The sequence below is a fragment of the Dactylosporangium sp. NPDC006015 genome, assembly GCF_040614215.1.
Classification (GTDB): Bacteria; Actinomycetota; Actinomycetes; order Mycobacteriales; family Micromonosporaceae; genus Dactylosporangium; species Dactylosporangium maewongense.
Window position 1 is genome coordinate 170,160 of the sequence record NZ_JBEXUD010000001.1, and the last position, 15,476, is coordinate 185,635.

Here is a 15,476-nt window from a genome sequence, read left to right on the forward strand (position 1 = left end):
TTTTTTGTCGGCAAGTCTTGTCGGTGGGGGGCGGTAGGGTTGGGCGGTGACGGCTGATCCACTCGTGCTGAGCGCGGAGCTCGACCGCGCCACCGCCCGCCTCCTCGACACGGTCCGCACCCTCGACGGCAATGGTCTGGTCGCCCCTTCCCGCTGCGACGGCTGGACCCGCGGCCACGTCGTGACCCACCTCGCCCGCAACGCCGACGCCTACCGCAACCTGCTGCACTGGGCCCGCACCGGCGAGAAGACCCCCGCCTATGCCAGCCGCGAGGCCCGCGAGGCAGGCATCGCCGCCGGCGCCCCCCGCCCGCACGAAGAGCAGCTCGCCGACCTCACCACCGCCTGCGACCTGCTGCGCGAGTCGATGGAGACGATGCCCGCCGAGGGCTGGACCGCGCTCGTCGAGTGGGGCAGCACCGGCCCCACCCCCGCCGCCCGCGTCGTCTGGGCCCGCATCTGCGAGGTCGAGCTGCACCACGTCGACCTCGACGCCGGCTACGGCCCGGCCGACTGGCCCGCCTCGTTCGCCCTGCGCATCCTGCACGACCCCGCCACCCCACGCGTGGCGACCCTCGTCTCCGACGACGGCGCCAAGCTGCTGACCGTCGAGGACGCCCCCGTCGTCACCGGCCCGGCCCACCTCCTCGCCGCCTGGCTCACCGGCCGCGGCGACGGCACCGGCCTCACCGGCGACCTTCCTTCCCTGGAGGCCTGGAAATGAGCAGCCCGGAGCGCAGCGCAGGAGCTGCGAATCAGCATCGCAGGTTTGGCTCAGGCCGGCGCCGGAGCGCAGCGGAGGCGACGGCATGAGCGGATTGACCTTCACGAAGCTCTCCGTCGGCCCGATGGACAACAACGCCTACCTGCTCACCTGCACCGCCACCGGCGACAGCCTGCTCATCGACGCCGCCAACGACGCCGAACGCCTGCTCCAGCTGATCGCCACCGCCCCGTCCGGCATCTCCACCGTGGTGACCACCCACCGCCACCAGGACCACTGGTTCGCACTCGAAGACGTCATCGAGGCCACCGGCGCCGCCTCCCTGGCCCACCCCGCCGACGCCCCCGAGATCCCGACCGCCACCGGCACCCTCAACGACGGCGACACCATCCCCCTCGGCGACTGCAACCTGACCGTCATCCACCTCGTCGGCCACACCCCCGGCTCGATCGCCCTGTACCACGACGGCCACCTCTGGACCGGCGACTCCCTCTTCCCCGGCGGCGTCGGCAACACCCGCGGCAACAAGGCAAACTTCGAGTCGCTGATCAACGACGTCACCACGAAGTTGTTCGACCGCTTTCCCGACGAGACCGAGTTCCACCCGGGGCACGGCAAGGACTCCACGCTGGGCGCGGAGCGGCCGTCGCTGGCCGAATGGCGCGCCCGCGGCTGGTGACGGAAGCAGTCGGCGGCTTCTCCGGCCAAATGACCACCAACTCAGCGGCCAGATGACCACGGATCTACCGGCCAAGTGACCACCGAGCTTGCGTCTGCGGCATACTGTGGCTCGTGGTTGATCTCGTTCAACGCCATGCGCAGGAGCTCGTGTCAGAAGCGCTTGCCGACACGCGGGTGGTGCTGGTGAACGGCGCCCGGCAGGCGGGGAAGAGCACGCTGACACGCTTGGCCACCGCCGGCCTGCCAGGCACGGTCATTCGCCTGCTGGACGACCCGGCGACGCTGCGCGCGGCGCAGGACGACCCGACCGGTTTCGTGGACCACGACGGGCTCATGGTGATCGACGAGATCCAGCTCACCCCGGAGTTGTTGCGACCCATCAAAGTTGTCGTCGATCTCGATCCGACACCTGGACGGTTCCTCCTCACCGGTTCGTCGCGCATCCTTGCGCTCCGGACGCTTCCCGATGCGCTGCCCGGCCGGATGGAGATCATCGAGCTGTGGCCGTTCTCCCAGGGCGAGATGAGCGGCGACCCCGACCAGTTCGTCGACGCCGCTTTCCGGCACGGCACGCGCATCGATCACACATCGGAGTGGCGGCGGAAGGACTACCTGGAGCGGGTCGTGGTCGGTGGCTTCCCCGAGGCGGTCCGCCGGACACCACGACGTCGAGCCGCCTTCTTCGACTCGTACCTCACGACACTGATCGAGCGTGATGTGCTCGAAATCGCGAACATCGAACGCCGCGGGGAACTGCTGAAGCTGCTGAGCCTGCTGGCCGGGCGCGCCGGTCAGCTGCTGGTGCCGGGCACCCTGGCCAGTCAGTCGGGCATCCCGCGCACCACCCTGGTCCGCTATCTCGAACTCCTCGGCTCGGTATTTCTGGTCAAGAGCGTCCCTGCCTGGTCGTCCAACCTGACCCAGCGCGCGGTCGGCACACCGAAGCTGGCGTTCGTCGACACGGGCGTGGCGTGCCATCTGATCGGGCAGGACGCGGCGCGGCTCGGCGAACCCGGCGGCGCCGCAGGCCCGATGATGGAGAACTTCGTCCTCATGGAGTTGGCTCGCCAGCTCACCTGGTCCACGGAGCGGGGAACGCTCCACCACTACCGGACCAAGGACGGCGTCGAGGTGGACGCGGTGATCGAGACCCCGGACGGTCGGGTGATCGGTATCGAGGTCAAGGCCGGCGCGACCGTTCGAACCGAGGATCTGACGGGCCTGCGGAGCCTCGCTAACGCACTCGGCGAACGGTTCGTCGCCGGTTACGTCCTGTACACCGGTCAACAGACGCTGCCGTTCGGCGACAAGATCCGAGCAGTACCACTGGACGCTCTGTGGCGTCTCGCGCCGAAATAACGTCGAGGACGACCGTCTGACCATGTTGGCTGCCAGGCGCCGCCACTCTTCCCCGGCGGCGTCGGCAACACCCGCGGCGACAAGGCCAACTTCGAGTCCCTGATCAACGACGTGACCACGAAGCTGTTCGACCGCTACCCCGACGACACCGTCTTCCACCCCGGCCACGGCAAGGACTCGACGCTGGGTGCTGAGCGGCCGTCACTGCCGGAGTGGCGCGCGAGAGGCTGGTGAGAACCTATCTCTCCGCCACGGCCGGGGTGCACGTGTGGCAGAACGACGATCCTCGTCATGCGTGCAGGGCATCGCACCGCGTAATCACAGCGGCTCCAGGTGGCCCGGTGACGGAGACTGGTTGACCGGCGTGTCAGCTCGCTGCGGACTCACCCTTGATCCGGGTGAGGTTCTCGAACGCCGCAGTTCCGGAGTAGCCAATACCAGCCGACCGCTACGGCTCGCACGCAGGGCGTTCATGCAGAACCTCAGGCATGCTCATACCCAGCGTTCCATGTCGCGGGGCGTGATCTGCTCGCGTAGTGCGCCTGGATCGTATCTAAGATGGCATACGCGAAGTTCGTCACCCGCCTGAAAGTAAATCGTGATGGTCGCTAAGAAGTCCGTCTTCACAGTTCGGACGCGACTTCGCCGGCGGTCCTCGTTTTCCGAAATCCATTCTTCGAGCCCTGAGGGCAGCGCAAACGAAAGCCGATATTCGGCGTTCTGACTGGCGGGCCGGGCGGTCCACTCCGCGTAGGATTCCCCATCTCCGGTACGACTGATCCACACCGCGTGCGAAGGATGACGGATCGCATATGCGATGAAAGCAGCACGATCCGAAACAACCAGTGGAAGGATGAAGGGCGCCGGAGGAAAGCCCACAAGCAGATCGACCTCACCGTGTCGAAGCAGACGATCGGCGAACGCCTCCAGCGATCCAGCAAACGCCCGCTCAGCCCTCGCCGTCAGTGTCGACGCCGACGCGATCGGCGTGGTGCCGAGCAGCCCGCGCAGTCGCGCCCGTGCATCCCGGACTGGGAAGGTGGCAATATTATGACGGTCCGCGTCCGCATGAAGTTCGTCGGCGCATCTGGCTACAGCACCCAGGAGCCATGCGAACGAGGGCACGGAGAGGTCGACCAGCGATATCTGATGCGCTATGGCAAACGCTTCCGCTTCAGGGCTGAAGCCCGAGGCGGAAAACAAGGCATAGCAGTACTGGAAACGACGGCGGGGTCGACTGCCCACTCGGGCGACGTAATTCTGATTGACGTCGGCAAGAGTTCCGTGAGCGTTTCGAACAATGTCGAGCCCACATCTCTTCGCCCCATAGTGCTTGGCCTCGAGGAACAGGCGGACCGGCAGCGAGAAGGCGGGCGTAAACGCGAACTCGCCCAGCACATCGACCTGATGGCTAGTTCCACGTCCAAGCACCCGTAACTCTGACCCATGCATGATCAGTTCGTCTCGGTCCTGGCTCGCGTCAACGAGTAGGTCGTAGCCACTGTGCCGCATGAGCCAGGCAAGCGCTTCTTCGAGCAGATAGCCGCGTAGTTGACTAACCGATAAGGCCACGCATGGACACTATCGCATGCCTCAATGACAACTTCCGGATCGAACCGTCAACATACCCGCACGACGGGCACCGAGTGAGCCAACACGGCGACCATCTGGTCTACCCTACGGTAGACTGTTAGGTATGAGCACCACGACTATCAAGGTCGACTCCAAGGTCCGGGACCGGCTCGCCGTCTTGGCCCACGAACGTGGGACCACCATGGGCGCCCTGTTGGCCGAGGCGACCGAAGCGCTTGAGCGGCAGGCATTCTTCTCGCGTGCCCAGGAACAACTGGCGAGACTCCGCGACGAAGACCCGGACACGTGGGCCGCGGACCGGGCCGAGTCACGGTCCTGGCAGGCGGGCACTGACCGGGACACGCTGAGCAACGACGACCCGGCCGGATGGTGGGAGTGACCACCGTTCGCACTGGGGAGATCTGGCTTGCCGAACTTGATCCGACCTTAGGTCACGAGCAAGGCGGCAGACGCCCGGTAGTTGTGGTGTCGTCGAACGGGCTTCACGCGCTGCCGATCAACATGATCGTGGTGGTGCCGTTGACCAGCCACGACCGAGGGCTGGTGACGCAACCGCGAATCTCCGGCGCGCAGTCGGGGCTTCGCCAGGCCAGCTTCGCCCGACCCGAAGATATGCGTGCCGTGGACGCAGGCCGCCTCCAGCGCCGCCTTGGCCACGTGAGCGACAAAGACCTCGCCGAGATCCGCAAGGTGATGCGTTACTTCCTGGACCTCTGACAATTGTTGCCCGTCAAGCGCCGCCGCTCTTCCCCGGCGGCGTCGGCAACACCCACGGCGACAAGGCCGACTTCGAGTCCCTCATCGACGACGTGACCACGAAGCTCTTCGACCGCTACCCCGACGACACCGAGTTCCACCCCGGCCACGGGAAGGACTCCACCCTCGGCGCCGAGCGGCCCTCGCTCCCCGAATGGCGCGCCCGCGGCTGGTAGACCTACGTCCAGAGGGCGTCGATGGGCACGACGTGCGTGCCGTCGTCGTTGGTATAGGCGAGGGCACCGGTGTACAGCACGAGCCCCGGAGTCAGGCGGGTGCCGAGCCGCGCGCGAAGCGCTCGCATTCCACGCAGGTCCTCGCCATGGACCCGCGTTCCGGACTTGATCTCGAACGCGATGACGTCTCCGTCGTCCCGCTCGAGCACGAGATCCACTTCGTCGGCGGGAGCCGGAGGTAGTTCTCGGCACTGCTCTTCTCCATGCCGACCGCCTGTGCCGTCGCCGCGATGTTGAGCACCTGTCCCGATCTCGCCGCGAGCTGATGCAGCAGGCGAGGAAGCATCTCCCGCTGCCGCACCCCGGCTCAGCTCGATCACGTCACGCTCGATCACCAGGTCCAGATAGTTGCTGAACCAGCGCGAATACTGCCCATCTTTCCGCATCTGAGCAACATTTCTTCCGCATCTGCACCGTCTGAGTTCCGCATCTGTACCGCAAACATCCGTGACTTCCCTGAGCACTGAAACTCTGTCTGACGTGATCTCACCGAGATCCGCAAGGTGATGCGCTACTTCCCCGACCTCTGACGGCGCTGGCTGAGTTGACGGCTGCGGTCCCGCTGGTAGAGGGCGCCGAGGTCCTCGAAGGTCGCCGCGAGCGCGGCCACCTCCTCGTTGTCGCCTCGCGCGAGGGCGCCGGCGCGGCGGACGAGTGCCGCGGCCACGGGGTTGCCGCGGGTGGCGACGGTGGCCGACGCCAGGTGCCGCTCCAGATTCGGGGTCGCGGCGAGTGCTGCCGCTTCCGCCCATGCGGCGGCGTACCACGGTCGCCACACGAGGAAGGTGGGGCTCGAGCTCCAGGTCGCGTCGTGCAGGTCGGCGGACAGGTGTGCCAGTGCCTCGTGTGGTTGGTCGCGATGCAGCAGCAGCCAGGCGTCGAAGGTCGGCGCCCATCCGATGGCTGGGCCGTCCGCTGACGTCACCGGACGGTCGAGGAGGTGTTCGGTGACGTTCTGCCAGACCTCACGCCGGTGGTCGTCGCCCAGGAGCCCGTGGATCAGGGCGAGCGCGTAGGCACCGACGGCGAGGGTCGAGGCACGATGGCTGCCTGCCCGCTCCCAGGAGACCAGGAAGCGCTCGCCTCGTTCGGCCGCTCCGGTCAGGTCGCCCGTGAGCGCATCGACCTGGAGTCGGCGGGCCAGTGCGGGGTGGACGTACTCGAGGTAGCACGGGAGCACGGCCAGGCGCTCGGCGTAGTCCTTCGCGCCGCGGAGATCGCCGGCAGCCAGTGAGACCTCGCAGCCCATCAGCAGGTAGTCGTTGAAGGCATAGGCGGTGGCGGCGCTCAACGCCTGCGGATCCATGAGGACGCCGCGGGCCCGCACCGCGGCGAGCGCGCCGGCGTAGTCGCCACGGTGCAGCCGGCTGGCGCAGACGCGGTCGAGGGCGGCGGAGGCGACGACGGGCAGCCCGGCCGCGATCGCCTGGTCGGCGGCGAGGCGGCCCGCTGCCGCCGACCCGGGATGGTCGTGGGGCAGGCACGTGGCGCTCGCCGCGGCGACGGTCGCCTCGGCGGCCGACCCCGTCGGCGCCAGGCGCCGCGCCTCGGCGAGACGACGCTCGATGTCGATCCGCCCGGGCGGGTCGGCCATGATCCCCGGGTGGAACGCCGCGTAGATCACGGACCAACCGAGCGCGTCGGCGGCCGCACCCGGATCCGCTGCCACCGTGGCGGCTTCAGCGGCCTCGTCGAGGAGCCGGAGCGCGTCGTCTCCCACCAGCCGGGCCGCCGCTGCGGCGGCACCCTGGCGGAGCAGGTGGATCCGGTCGTGGGCGTCCGTGGCCTCGGTGGCCGCGAGGGTTTCGAAGCGGTGCTGCGCCTCCTCCAGCCGGCCGCGCTGCACGAGCTCCTCGGCGAAGCACTCGCCCAGCTCCCTGCCGTCGACCGGACGGGCGAGCGCCGCGCGCACCTCGACCGCGAGCAGGTCGAACCTGGCGCACCAGGTGTCGTCGTGCTCGGAGGATGCCAGCGACGTCAGCTCGGCGGCCGTCCACCGTGCGTGGCGCCGTTGCACCTCACCGGCGGCGTCGGCCAGGAGTTCCGCGGCGAACTGGCGCACAACTTCCTGGAAGTGGTACGTCGTCGGGTCGCCGATCTCGACGTACAGCAGGTGCTGGTCGGCCAGCGTCGCGAGAACGTGCGCCGCGGCGGCGGCCGAGTGCTGCGGGCCGGCGACCGCGTGCGCGGCGGCGACCGTGAACGGCGCGGCGAAGACGCACAGGGCGGCGAACATCGCGCGGGCCTGGTCGTCGAGCAGGTCGACACTCCAGCCGATGGTGGCTCGCAGCGAACGCTGGCGTGCCCCCTCCGATGAGCCCAGCAGCCGCAGCGGGTCGCCGAGCGCCGCCGCCAGACCGTCCAGCCCGAGCAGTGGGTACCGGGCCGCCGCCAGCTCGATCGCCAGAGCCATCCCTCCGAGCCGGTGGCACAGCTCGGCCACCCGGGGGTCGTCGGGCACGACGCCGCCCGCGGCCTCGGCGCGGCTGCGGAAGAGCCGGACCGCGTCGTCCGCCGAAAGGCCAGGCAGCTCGTAGACCCACTCGTACGGTGCGCGAAGCGGCGCGCGACTGGTCGCGACGATGGTGAGCCGGGGGCAGCCGCCGACGAGCCGCGCCACGCTGGTCTCCAGCTCGGGCAGGAGATGCTCGCAGTTGTCGAGCACCAGGACGCCGTCGGCCCGGCTCAACGCCTCCGACAGCGTGTCGTCGAGGAACTGCCCGGGCTGCTCGGCCACCCCCACGGCCGTGGCGATGGCAGGCACTGCTGCCTGCGGGGTCGTCACCTGGCTCAGATCGACGAACCAGGCGCCGTCGGGACGATCCCGCGCGACCTGTCGCACCGCATGGGTCGTCAACCGGGTCTTGCCGACCCCGCCAGGCCCGGTGACCGTCACCAGACGGTGGTCCTTCAGGCGGATGTGCAACGCGGCGGTCTCGCGGTCACGACCCACGAACGGGTCGGCCGGGCTGGGCCATGCGTGGCGGCGCTTCGGACGCAGCAGGTCGAGCTCATCAGCCCGCCGGGCCAGGCCGCGTCGGTCGGACACCCCGAGCTTGCGGATGAGGGAGGAGACATGGGACTCGACGGTGCGCACCGACAACGAGAGCCGCTCAGCGATCTCGAGGTTCGTCAGGTGCCCGGCGACCAGGCCGAGGACGTCGCGTTCCCGCTCGGTCACGGCCGATCCCGGCGCCCTCGAGGTCGTCACCCGTCACAGTGTCGCGTGCCCGTCCGCCCTTGGCCAGCACGGTGCCACACCACCGGGACCGGATCCGTGGTGGACACGGATGTGGTGGGCGGTGCCCGGGACCACACTGACGTCACAGCAGCTCAGCGCTGCCGACCTGAGGAGGAACCATGACGTTCGACGCGGTTGCGTACAAGGCGACGACGAGGCAGCAGTGGCAGGACGCCGCGGAAGCCTGGCATCGCTGGGGGCCGACCCTGGAAGAGTGGCTCGGCGCGGCGACGGAGGTGATGCTCGACGCTGCCGGCGTCGGTCGCGGGTCGCGGGTGCTCGACGTGGCGGGTGGTGCCGGTGGGCAGTCGATGGTCGCGGCGCGGCGGACCGGGGCGGACGGCAGTGTGGTGGTCACCGACGTGTCGCCGGCGATCCTGGCGTACGCGCAGCGGGCCGCGGACGAGAACGGTCTGCGGCAGGTCTCCACGCTCGAGGTTGACGGGGAGGAGATCGGCGGCCGGTGGTCCGGGGAGTTCGACGCGGCGATCTCGCGGCTGGGGGTCATCTACTTCCCCGACCGGGGCAAGGCGCTGCGCGGGATCCGGTCCACACTGCGCGAGGGCGGCCGATTCGCGGCCGTCGTCTACTCGACCGCTGAACGCAACCGGTTCTTCTCGGTGCCGGCGGCGTTGATCCGCAGCCGGGCCGGGCTTCCCGCGCCGTTACCCGGTCAGCCTGGGCCGTTCAGTCTGGCCGACCCGGCGTCAGCGCGGGACGCGTTGGCCGACGCCGGGTTCCGTGACGTGCAGGTCGAGACCATGGACGCGCCGCTGCTGCTGCCGTCGGCCGGTGACTGTCTGCGGTTCGAACGCGAGTCGTTCGGGGCGCTGCATCAGATGTTGTCGGGGGTCGAGGAGGATGAACGCGAGCGGGTCTGGGCCGACATCGAGGCGGCGCTGCGGGAGTACGAGACCGAGGATGGGTTCGTCGGCCCCTGCGAGCTGCACGTCATCTCGGGGTCACGATGAACGGCTCCTTCACCGTGGCCGCCGTCCAGGCCGCCTACGTGCTGCTCGACCGGGACGCGACCCTGGCGCGCGTCGCCGAGCTGGTTGCCGAAGCCGCGGAGCTGGGCGCCGAGCTGGTGGTGCTTCCGGAGGCCTTCATCCCCGGAACTCCGCTGTGGATCGACGGCCGACCGATCTGGGACGGCGATGGCCCGTGGTACGCGAGACTCGTCGAGCAAGCCGTCATCGTGCCCGGCCCGGTGACCGCGACGCTCGGCACGATCGCGCGACGCCACCGGGTCCACCTGGTCATCGGCGTACAGGAGCGCGAGCCGTACGGCGCCACCATCTACAACACCGTTCTCTACTTCGGCGCTGACGGCCGGCTGCTGCGCAAGCACCGCAAGCTCATGCCCACCGGATCCGAACGCACCGTATGGGGCCAGGGGGACGGCTCGACGCTGGACGTCGTGCCGACGCCGCTCGGCCGGCTGGGCGGACTCATCTGCTGGGAGAACTACATGCCCCTGGCCCGGTTCCACCAGTACGCGCAGGGCGTGGACGTCTGGCTGGCCCCGACACTCGCCCGCGGCGACGGCTGGGTGGCAACCATGCGGCACATCGCCCGCGAGGGCCGGGTATGGGTCGTCGGCGTGAACCCCTGCCTGCGAGTCGACCAGATCCCGCCCGGTCTGCCCGACCGGGAGCGGATCGCACCCGCCCCCGAGCCTGGCGACGGCGACTGGATCGAGCCCGGCAACAGCGTGATCTGCGACCCCAACGGGCAGGTGGTCGCCGGGCCGCTACGCCACCAGGAGGGGATCCTCACCGCGACGATCGACCTGTCACAGGTGACCGAGTCCCGCCGGCTCTTCGACCCGACCGGCCACTACCACCGACCCGACATCTTCAGCCTCACCGTCGACACCCGGCCGAAGCCAGCAGTCAACACGGTCAGCTGAACCCGATCGAGGTCTGGTGACACACCCCGGGTCTCCGGCGGACCCCGACGACCCGGACGGGTTCGTCGGCCCCTGCGAGCTGCACGTCATCTCGGGAGCGCGTTAGCGTCAGCCGACTCCGACGCCGCCTTCCTTGTGCGTGGCCAGGGCCTTGCCGTTCGCGTCGAAGGCGGTCAGGTCGCGGACCTGGGCCTGCTGGTAGGGCGCACCCGGGACCTCGGGCGCCCGGACCCACCAGACGTGGACGGTGGGGTTGCCGGTCCAGGCGGCGGTCCTCGCCTCGCGGGGTGTCCCGTCGACCGTGAGGGTGACCTTGGCGGCGTCGCCGACGACGTAGCCGGTGAGGAACCGGTCCTGTCCGTTGCCGAACTCCCAACCGGCGTGGAACCCGGGGTCGCCCGGGCCGGCGCCGGTCACGTCGGGGTCGTTGGTGACGCCGTACAGGCTGAGCTTCCCGTCCGTCGTGCGCCGCCCGACCGCCTGGAGGAACCGGTTCTGGCGCACCGCGAACCAGAACGTCAGCGTGCCGTCGTCGAAGGCCTCGCCGGTGTCGATCGTCGCCGTCGGCTGGATCGCCGGGTCGCCTGCCTCGTCGCCCTGGACCGGCTCGGCGGACGGGGAAGCCGTGGGCGGGGCGCCGACCGTGGTCATGCCGTCGTCGCCGGCGCTGCCTGTACCGACGCCGGAAATGCCGATAAGAGCGCCCGCGGCGACGACGAGGATGACCGTCGCCGACGTGACCGCGATCCGGGTCCGCTGCCGCCGCGCGCCCCGGCGGCGCAGCTCATCGACGCTGACCCCCAGCTGGTCCGGTGCGGCCGCGGCGGCGTCGGTGAGCCGCTCGCCGAGCTCCAACTCTGTGTTCATGCGTGCTCTCCCTGAGCCGTTCGGACGAGGGGGTGTTCCCCGCGCAGCGCCGGGCTGGTGCGCAGCTTGGCGAGGGCGCGCGAGCAGACCGACTTGACCGTGCCGACGCTGACGCCGAGGGTCTGCGCCGTCTGCTGCTCCGACAGGTCGACGTAGTAGCGGAGCACGATCGCGGCCCGCTCCCGCCGGGTCAGCGACTGCAGCGCCGCGACGAGCGCGGCCCGGTCCTCGACGGCGCCGTGCCCGCCGTCGTGCGCGCCGGTGTCGGGCACCTCGGCGCGCGCCTGCTCCCGCCACGGCCGCCGGCGCAGCCAGTCCGTGTGCAGGTTGACCATGACCCGCCGCGCGTAGCTGAGCGCGTCGTCGTGCCTGACCCGGTGCCAGGCGCCGTAGGTGCGGATCAGCGTCTGCTGGGCGAGGTCCTGCGCCTGTTCGGCGTCGCCGGTCAGCAGCCAGCCGAGCCGGAGCAGCGGCTGGGTCGCCGCCGTGGCGAAGTCGTCGAAGTCGCGCATACCCCTTAGTACGAGCCCTGGGCGTCGAAGGTTGAGAGCTTCGCGGGATTGGCGACCCGGAACAGGTCGTGGATCTTGCCGTCGACGACGCAGAGGCACATGGTGTACCGGTAGTTGGCCTCGACCAGCAGCGCGGCGCCGCCGTTGACCCCGGTCCTCGTGGTGCTCGGGTCGTGCCTGCGCATCACGGCGGTGAAGAAGCGCACCACCTTGGCCCGGCCGCGGATCGGGTTGGGTCCGGTGCGGACCTTGCCGCCGCCGTCGTTCCACGCCACGACGTCTTCGTGGAGGAGCGCTTCGAGGCGTTCGACGTCGCCGGTACGGGCGGCGGCCACGAACCCTTCGAGGAGCCTCGCGTGCTCGGCCGGGTCGGTGCTGAACCTGGCCCGCCCGGCGAGCGCGGCGGCGGCCCGGCGGTGCAGCTGGCGGCAGTCGTCCTCGGTGCGGTCGAGGATGCCGGCGATCTCGGCGTACGGCAGCTCGAACGCGTTGCGCAGCACGTAGACGGCCCGCTGCGGCGGGGTCAGGCGCTCCATCAGGTGCAGCATCGCCATCGACAGGTCCTCGGTGTCGATCAGGCTCTGCTGGTGGTCCCCGGTCCTGAGCGGCTCCGGCAGCCAGGTGCCGATGTAGTCCTCCCGGCGCGCCTGCCTGGCCCGGAGCGCGTCGACGGCGAGCCGCGCCACCACCCTGGTCAGGTAGCGGCGCGGCTCGGCGACCTCGGACCTGTCCGCGCGCGTCCAGCGCAGGTACGCCTCCTGGAGGACGTCCTCGGCGTCGTACAGCGTCCCGAGCAGCCGGTAGGCCATCCCGAGCAGCATCCGCCGGTGCGCGAGGAACTCCTCGCTCACGTCGTCGGCGGCTGGGTCCTGGTCGACACGGCGAGTCGGTTCCACACGTTGATCGTCGCAATGACCATGAGGAGGTCGGCAACCCCCTGGGTGCCGTAGTGCTCCACGGCCGTGTCCCACACCTCGTCCGGGACGCCGTGCTCACCCAGCCGGGTGACGTGGTCGGTGAGGTCGAGCGCGGCCCGCTCCTTCTCGTCGAAGAACGGGCCCTCCCGCCACGCCGAGACGGCGAACAGCTTCCGGCTGTCCTCGCCCTCGGCGAGCGCCTCCGTGGAGTGCATGTCCACGCAGAAGGAGCAGCCGTTCAGGATCGACGCACGGAGCTTGAGCAGGTGGAGCAGTGCCGGGTCGACGTGTGCCCTGATGTACTTCTCGAGTCCGAGGACGGCCTGGTACGCGTCGGGGTTGATCTCGCTGAGCGACATTCGTTGCTTCATGGTGAGATGACGGCTCCGCCCGGGCGTTCGTGACAGCCGCGCCTGTGTCCTGCGCCACTGCCACCTCCACGACCGGCGGCCGATCGTGCAGGCACTAGGGTCGGACGGTGTGGACACCACCCGCACCCCGTCAGGCTGGCGACACCTGCCGCCGCCGGCCCGGGCCATCGCGACCGCCGCCACCGCCGCCGTCGAGGCCGCCCAGGCGCGTGACAAGGAGGCGTTCGACGCGGCGGTCGAGCAGCTCGCCGGCCTCGATCCGGAGCAGTCCGGGCTCGTCCTCGGCGTCGTCGTCCGCGCGCTGCTGGAGGACCTGCACCCCGACGGGCTCGACGGCGACGACGTGCGCGCCGCGCTGGAGCGGGCGGTGCGGTCCGCGGCCGAGTGGCAGGAGGTCGACCCGCAGGTGATGGTGGTGCTGCTCGTCGGCGCGCTCGGCGTCCAGGACGACAACGACGGCGAGGGCCGCCCGTCACCGCAGGCCCTGGCGCGGCACGCCCCGCTGCTGCTCGCCGACCTGCTCCAGCGGCGGTCGTTTCCGCGGTACCTGCAGGCCGCGTTCACCGAGATCGAGCGGTCCCAGACCCACGATCTGTAGGTTTCGCTGTGCGGCGATCGGAGCCGGCGAACGCCGGCCCCGATCGGGGGCTTGCCTACTTCGAGGGTTCGGGCAGGTCGCAGTTGATCTTGGGGTTGACGCCGAGGTAGTTCAGCGGGCCGGCGACGATCGTCACGAGGATCGTGCCGGTCTTCGCGCAGTTCGTGTCCTCGCTGTCGAAGTAGCCGCGCTGACCGGCCGCGATGACACCGATGATCAGCCAGATGACGAGGATGACCCCGCCGATTCCGGATCCTCTGCCCACGGGAGTGCCTCCATCTATCCGACGTACTCGTCTACTTCGAATCGACGGTTGGATACCCCGTGCCCCCTGTGACGCAAACCCGTCCCAGGTGATCCTCACTGCTGTCCGGTTGGCAGCAATAGGGGAGTCAAGGGCCCCGGCCTGCTCGTACGGTTCCTCTCGTTGCACTGATCGTTTGAACTGATCGTTTGAGCTGATCCACCCGAACAGCATTTGAAGGAGCCACCAGATATGAGCGACGACTACACCCCGTTCAGCGCCGACCTCGACGGCGACGGCGTCGAGGACCAGGCCGTCATCTACACGACCGAGGACGGCGCCAACGTCATCGTCGGCGACCTCGACGGCGACGGGCAGGCCGACTTCGCCGCCCTCGACGAGGACGGCAACGGCGTCTACGAGAAGTCCTACAACGCCCTGACCGACGAGTACACCGACCTGACCGCCGGCGACGTGGCCGACACCGCCGACTACGACGGCGAAGGCGGCAACCTGGACGGCGACATCGCCCAGTACGACAACGCCGACTACGACGGCTCGGGCGGCAACCTCGACGGCGACGTCAGCGGCGGCATGAACACCGCCGAGGGCACCGTCTCCGGCAGCGCGGACGACACCGACGACACCGCCGCCGACACCGGTTCGAGCACCGGCGGCTACTACGACGCCGCGGCCGTCTCCGACATGATGGCCATGCAGCACGAGACCAGCATGGCGATCATCAACAACATCTGAACCCGCTGTGCCGTATACAGGACGGGCGCGGTGCTGACCGGCACCCGCGCCCGTTCTTGTTTGCCTGTACCGCTGGAGCACAACCGTGTCGGAGCTCAGTCCGCTGCTCGTCGTCGACCTCGTCGGCATCGCCGTGTTCGCCGCCTCGGGCGCGACCGCCGGCGTGGCGAAACGGCTGGACCTGTTCGGCGTCGTGTTCGTCGGCTTCGTGGCGGCCCTCGGCGGCGGCATCATGCGCGACGTGTTCATCAACGTGCAGCCGTTCGCCTTCGTCGACTGGCGCTACGCGGCCGTCGCCGCCGTCACCTCCGCGGCCACGTTCTGGCTCCACCCGGCCGTCAGCCGCCTGCACTGGACCGTCCTCGTCCTCGACGCCGCCGGCCTGGGCCTCTTCACCGTCACCGGCACCCTCAAGGCCCTCGACGCCGGCATCCCACCCCTCGGCGCCTGCATCATCGGCATGATCACCGGCATCGGCGGCGGCCTCATCCGCGACCTGCTCACCGGCGAGATCCCCACCGTCCTGCGCCGCGAGATCTACGCCGTCGCCGGCCTGCTCGGCTGCGTCTCGGTCGCCGCCCTGGACGCCCTGCACGCACAGCGCCCGGTGAGCATCGCCCTCGCCGCGGTCCTCGTCTTCGTCCTGCGCATGGTCTCCCTCCGCCGCAACTGGTCCGCCCCGACCGCCTCCTGACGCGGCCTGGCGATA

At 69.8% G+C, this 15,476-nt stretch carries 18 protein-coding genes and 2 pseudogenes; 12 read left to right on the plus strand and 8 right to left on the minus strand.

Going from position 1 to position 15,476, the window contains the following annotated elements; genetic code table 11:
- Window positions 1-46: 46 nt before the first annotated feature.
- The 4 genes and pseudogenes from ABZ321_RS00680 to ABZ321_RS00695 all read left to right on the plus strand — a co-directional run.
- Entirely contained in the window at window positions 47-724 is a 678-nt protein-coding gene (locus tag ABZ321_RS00680) for a maleylpyruvate isomerase family mycothiol-dependent enzyme (protein WP_344503021.1), read from the plus strand.
- Window positions 725-809: 85 nt separating this feature from the next.
- Entirely contained in the window at window positions 810-1,403 is a 594-nt protein-coding gene (locus ABZ321_RS00685; protein WP_344503022.1) for an MBL fold metallo-hydrolase, read from the plus strand.
- Window positions 1,404-1,516: 113 nt separating this feature from the next.
- On the plus strand, window positions 1,517-2,764 hold the full coding sequence (locus ABZ321_RS00690) for an ATP-binding protein (protein ID WP_354888186.1): 1,248 nt from the start codon (window positions 1,517-1,519) through the stop codon (window positions 2,762-2,764).
- 45 nt (window positions 2,765-2,809) lie between these two features.
- Window positions 2,810-2,998: pseudogene (locus ABZ321_RS00695) on the plus strand (MBL fold metallo-hydrolase); the annotation flags it as partial.
- 258 nt (window positions 2,999-3,256) lie between these two features.
- Here ABZ321_RS00695 and ABZ321_RS00700 read toward each other — a convergent pair.
- Window positions 3,257-4,336 (minus strand): hypothetical protein, encoded by a 1,080-nt coding sequence (locus ABZ321_RS00700; RefSeq protein WP_354888189.1) that lies wholly within the window; start codon window positions 4,334-4,336, stop codon window positions 3,257-3,259.
- Window positions 4,337-4,460: 124 nt separating this feature from the next.
- On the opposite strand from ABZ321_RS00700, the gene ABZ321_RS00705 reads away from it, so the two are divergent.
- From ABZ321_RS00705 to ABZ321_RS00715, 3 genes and pseudogenes are all read left to right on the plus strand, one after another.
- The gene (locus ABZ321_RS00705; protein WP_354888192.1) at window positions 4,461-4,736 is read left to right on the plus strand and encodes a hypothetical protein; all 276 of its coding nucleotides are present in this window, start codon (window positions 4,461-4,463) and stop codon (window positions 4,734-4,736) included.
- The gene (locus tag ABZ321_RS00710; protein WP_354888195.1) at window positions 4,733-5,074 is read left to right on the plus strand and encodes a type II toxin-antitoxin system PemK/MazF family toxin; all 342 of its coding nucleotides are present in this window, start codon (window positions 4,733-4,735) and stop codon (window positions 5,072-5,074) included. Before ABZ321_RS00705 ends, ABZ321_RS00710 begins: the two co-directional genes overlap by 4 nt.
- Before the next feature lie 26 nt (window positions 5,075-5,100).
- Window positions 5,101-5,289 (plus strand): annotated as a pseudogene (locus tag ABZ321_RS00715) (MBL fold metallo-hydrolase); the annotation flags it as partial.
- A 2-nt stretch (window positions 5,290-5,291) separates the two neighbouring features.
- On the opposite strand, the gene ABZ321_RS00720 reads toward ABZ321_RS00715, so the two are convergent.
- Both ABZ321_RS00720 and ABZ321_RS00725 read right to left on the minus strand, forming a co-directional pair.
- A complete protein-coding gene (locus ABZ321_RS00720; protein ID WP_354888198.1) occupies window positions 5,292-5,735 on the minus strand; it encodes a hypothetical protein in 444 nt (147 codons plus the stop codon).
- 125 nt (window positions 5,736-5,860) lie between these two features.
- A complete protein-coding gene (locus ABZ321_RS00725) occupies window positions 5,861-8,560 on the minus strand; it encodes a LuxR C-terminal-related transcriptional regulator (RefSeq protein ID WP_354888201.1) in 2,700 nt (899 codons plus the stop codon).
- A gap of 149 nt (window positions 8,561-8,709) precedes the next feature.
- On the opposite strand from ABZ321_RS00725, the gene ABZ321_RS00730 reads away from it, so the two are divergent.
- The gene (locus ABZ321_RS00730) at window positions 8,710-9,561 is read left to right on the plus strand and encodes a class I SAM-dependent methyltransferase (RefSeq protein ID WP_354888204.1); all 852 of its coding nucleotides are present in this window, start codon (window positions 8,710-8,712) and stop codon (window positions 9,559-9,561) included.
- Complete coding sequence (locus ABZ321_RS00735) at window positions 9,558-10,502, plus strand: carbon-nitrogen hydrolase family protein (protein ID WP_344503026.1); 945 nt, start codon at window positions 9,558-9,560, stop codon at window positions 10,500-10,502. Before ABZ321_RS00730 ends, ABZ321_RS00735 begins: the two co-directional genes overlap by 4 nt.
- A gap of 108 nt (window positions 10,503-10,610) precedes the next feature.
- On the opposite strand, the gene ABZ321_RS00740 is transcribed toward ABZ321_RS00735, so the two are convergent.
- Genes ABZ321_RS00740 through ABZ321_RS00755 form a run of 4 tightly spaced genes read right to left on the minus strand, consistent with a single transcriptional unit; the run spans window position 10,611 to window position 13,169 of the window.
- Window positions 10,611-11,369, minus strand: a complete 759-nt coding sequence (locus tag ABZ321_RS00740) for a hypothetical protein (protein WP_354888207.1) — start codon at window positions 11,367-11,369, stop codon at window positions 10,611-10,613.
- Window positions 11,366-11,881: a SigE family RNA polymerase sigma factor gene (locus ABZ321_RS00745; RefSeq protein ID WP_354888210.1), complete on the minus strand. Its 516-nt coding sequence runs from the start codon at window positions 11,879-11,881 to the stop codon at window positions 11,366-11,368. Before ABZ321_RS00745 ends, ABZ321_RS00740 begins: the two co-directional genes overlap by 4 nt.
- Window positions 11,882-11,886: 5 nt before the next feature.
- A complete protein-coding gene (sigJ, locus tag ABZ321_RS00750) occupies window positions 11,887-12,777 on the minus strand; it encodes an RNA polymerase sigma factor SigJ (protein WP_344503029.1) in 891 nt (296 codons plus the stop codon).
- Window positions 12,729-13,169 carry a carboxymuconolactone decarboxylase family protein gene (locus ABZ321_RS00755; protein WP_354888213.1) on the minus strand — a complete coding sequence of 147 codons (441 nt, stop codon included), beginning with the start codon at window positions 13,167-13,169 and terminating at the stop codon, window positions 12,729-12,731. Before ABZ321_RS00755 ends, sigJ begins: the two co-directional genes overlap by 49 nt.
- A 109-nt stretch (window positions 13,170-13,278) precedes the next feature.
- On the opposite strand from ABZ321_RS00755, the gene ABZ321_RS00760 reads away from it, so the two are divergent.
- Window positions 13,279-13,767 carry a hypothetical protein gene (locus tag ABZ321_RS00760; RefSeq protein WP_344503031.1) on the plus strand — a complete coding sequence of 163 codons (489 nt, stop codon included), beginning with the start codon at window positions 13,279-13,281 and terminating at the stop codon, window positions 13,765-13,767.
- Window positions 13,768-13,822: 55 nt separating this feature from the next.
- Here the strand turns inward: ABZ321_RS00760 and ABZ321_RS00765 are convergent, their stop codons facing one another.
- Window positions 13,823-14,032 (minus strand): hypothetical protein, encoded by a 210-nt coding sequence (locus ABZ321_RS00765; RefSeq protein ID WP_327005529.1) that lies wholly within the window; start codon window positions 14,030-14,032, stop codon window positions 13,823-13,825.
- 231 nt (window positions 14,033-14,263) lie between these two features.
- On the opposite strand from ABZ321_RS00765, the gene ABZ321_RS00770 reads away from it, so the two are divergent.
- Window positions 14,264-14,767, plus strand: a complete 504-nt coding sequence (locus ABZ321_RS00770) for a hypothetical protein (RefSeq protein WP_354888218.1) — start codon at window positions 14,264-14,266, stop codon at window positions 14,765-14,767.
- 85 nt (window positions 14,768-14,852) lie between these two features.
- Window positions 14,853-15,461: a trimeric intracellular cation channel family protein gene (locus tag ABZ321_RS00775; protein ID WP_354888221.1), complete on the plus strand. Its 609-nt coding sequence runs from the start codon at window positions 14,853-14,855 to the stop codon at window positions 15,459-15,461.
- Window positions 15,462-15,476 lie beyond the last annotated feature (15 nt).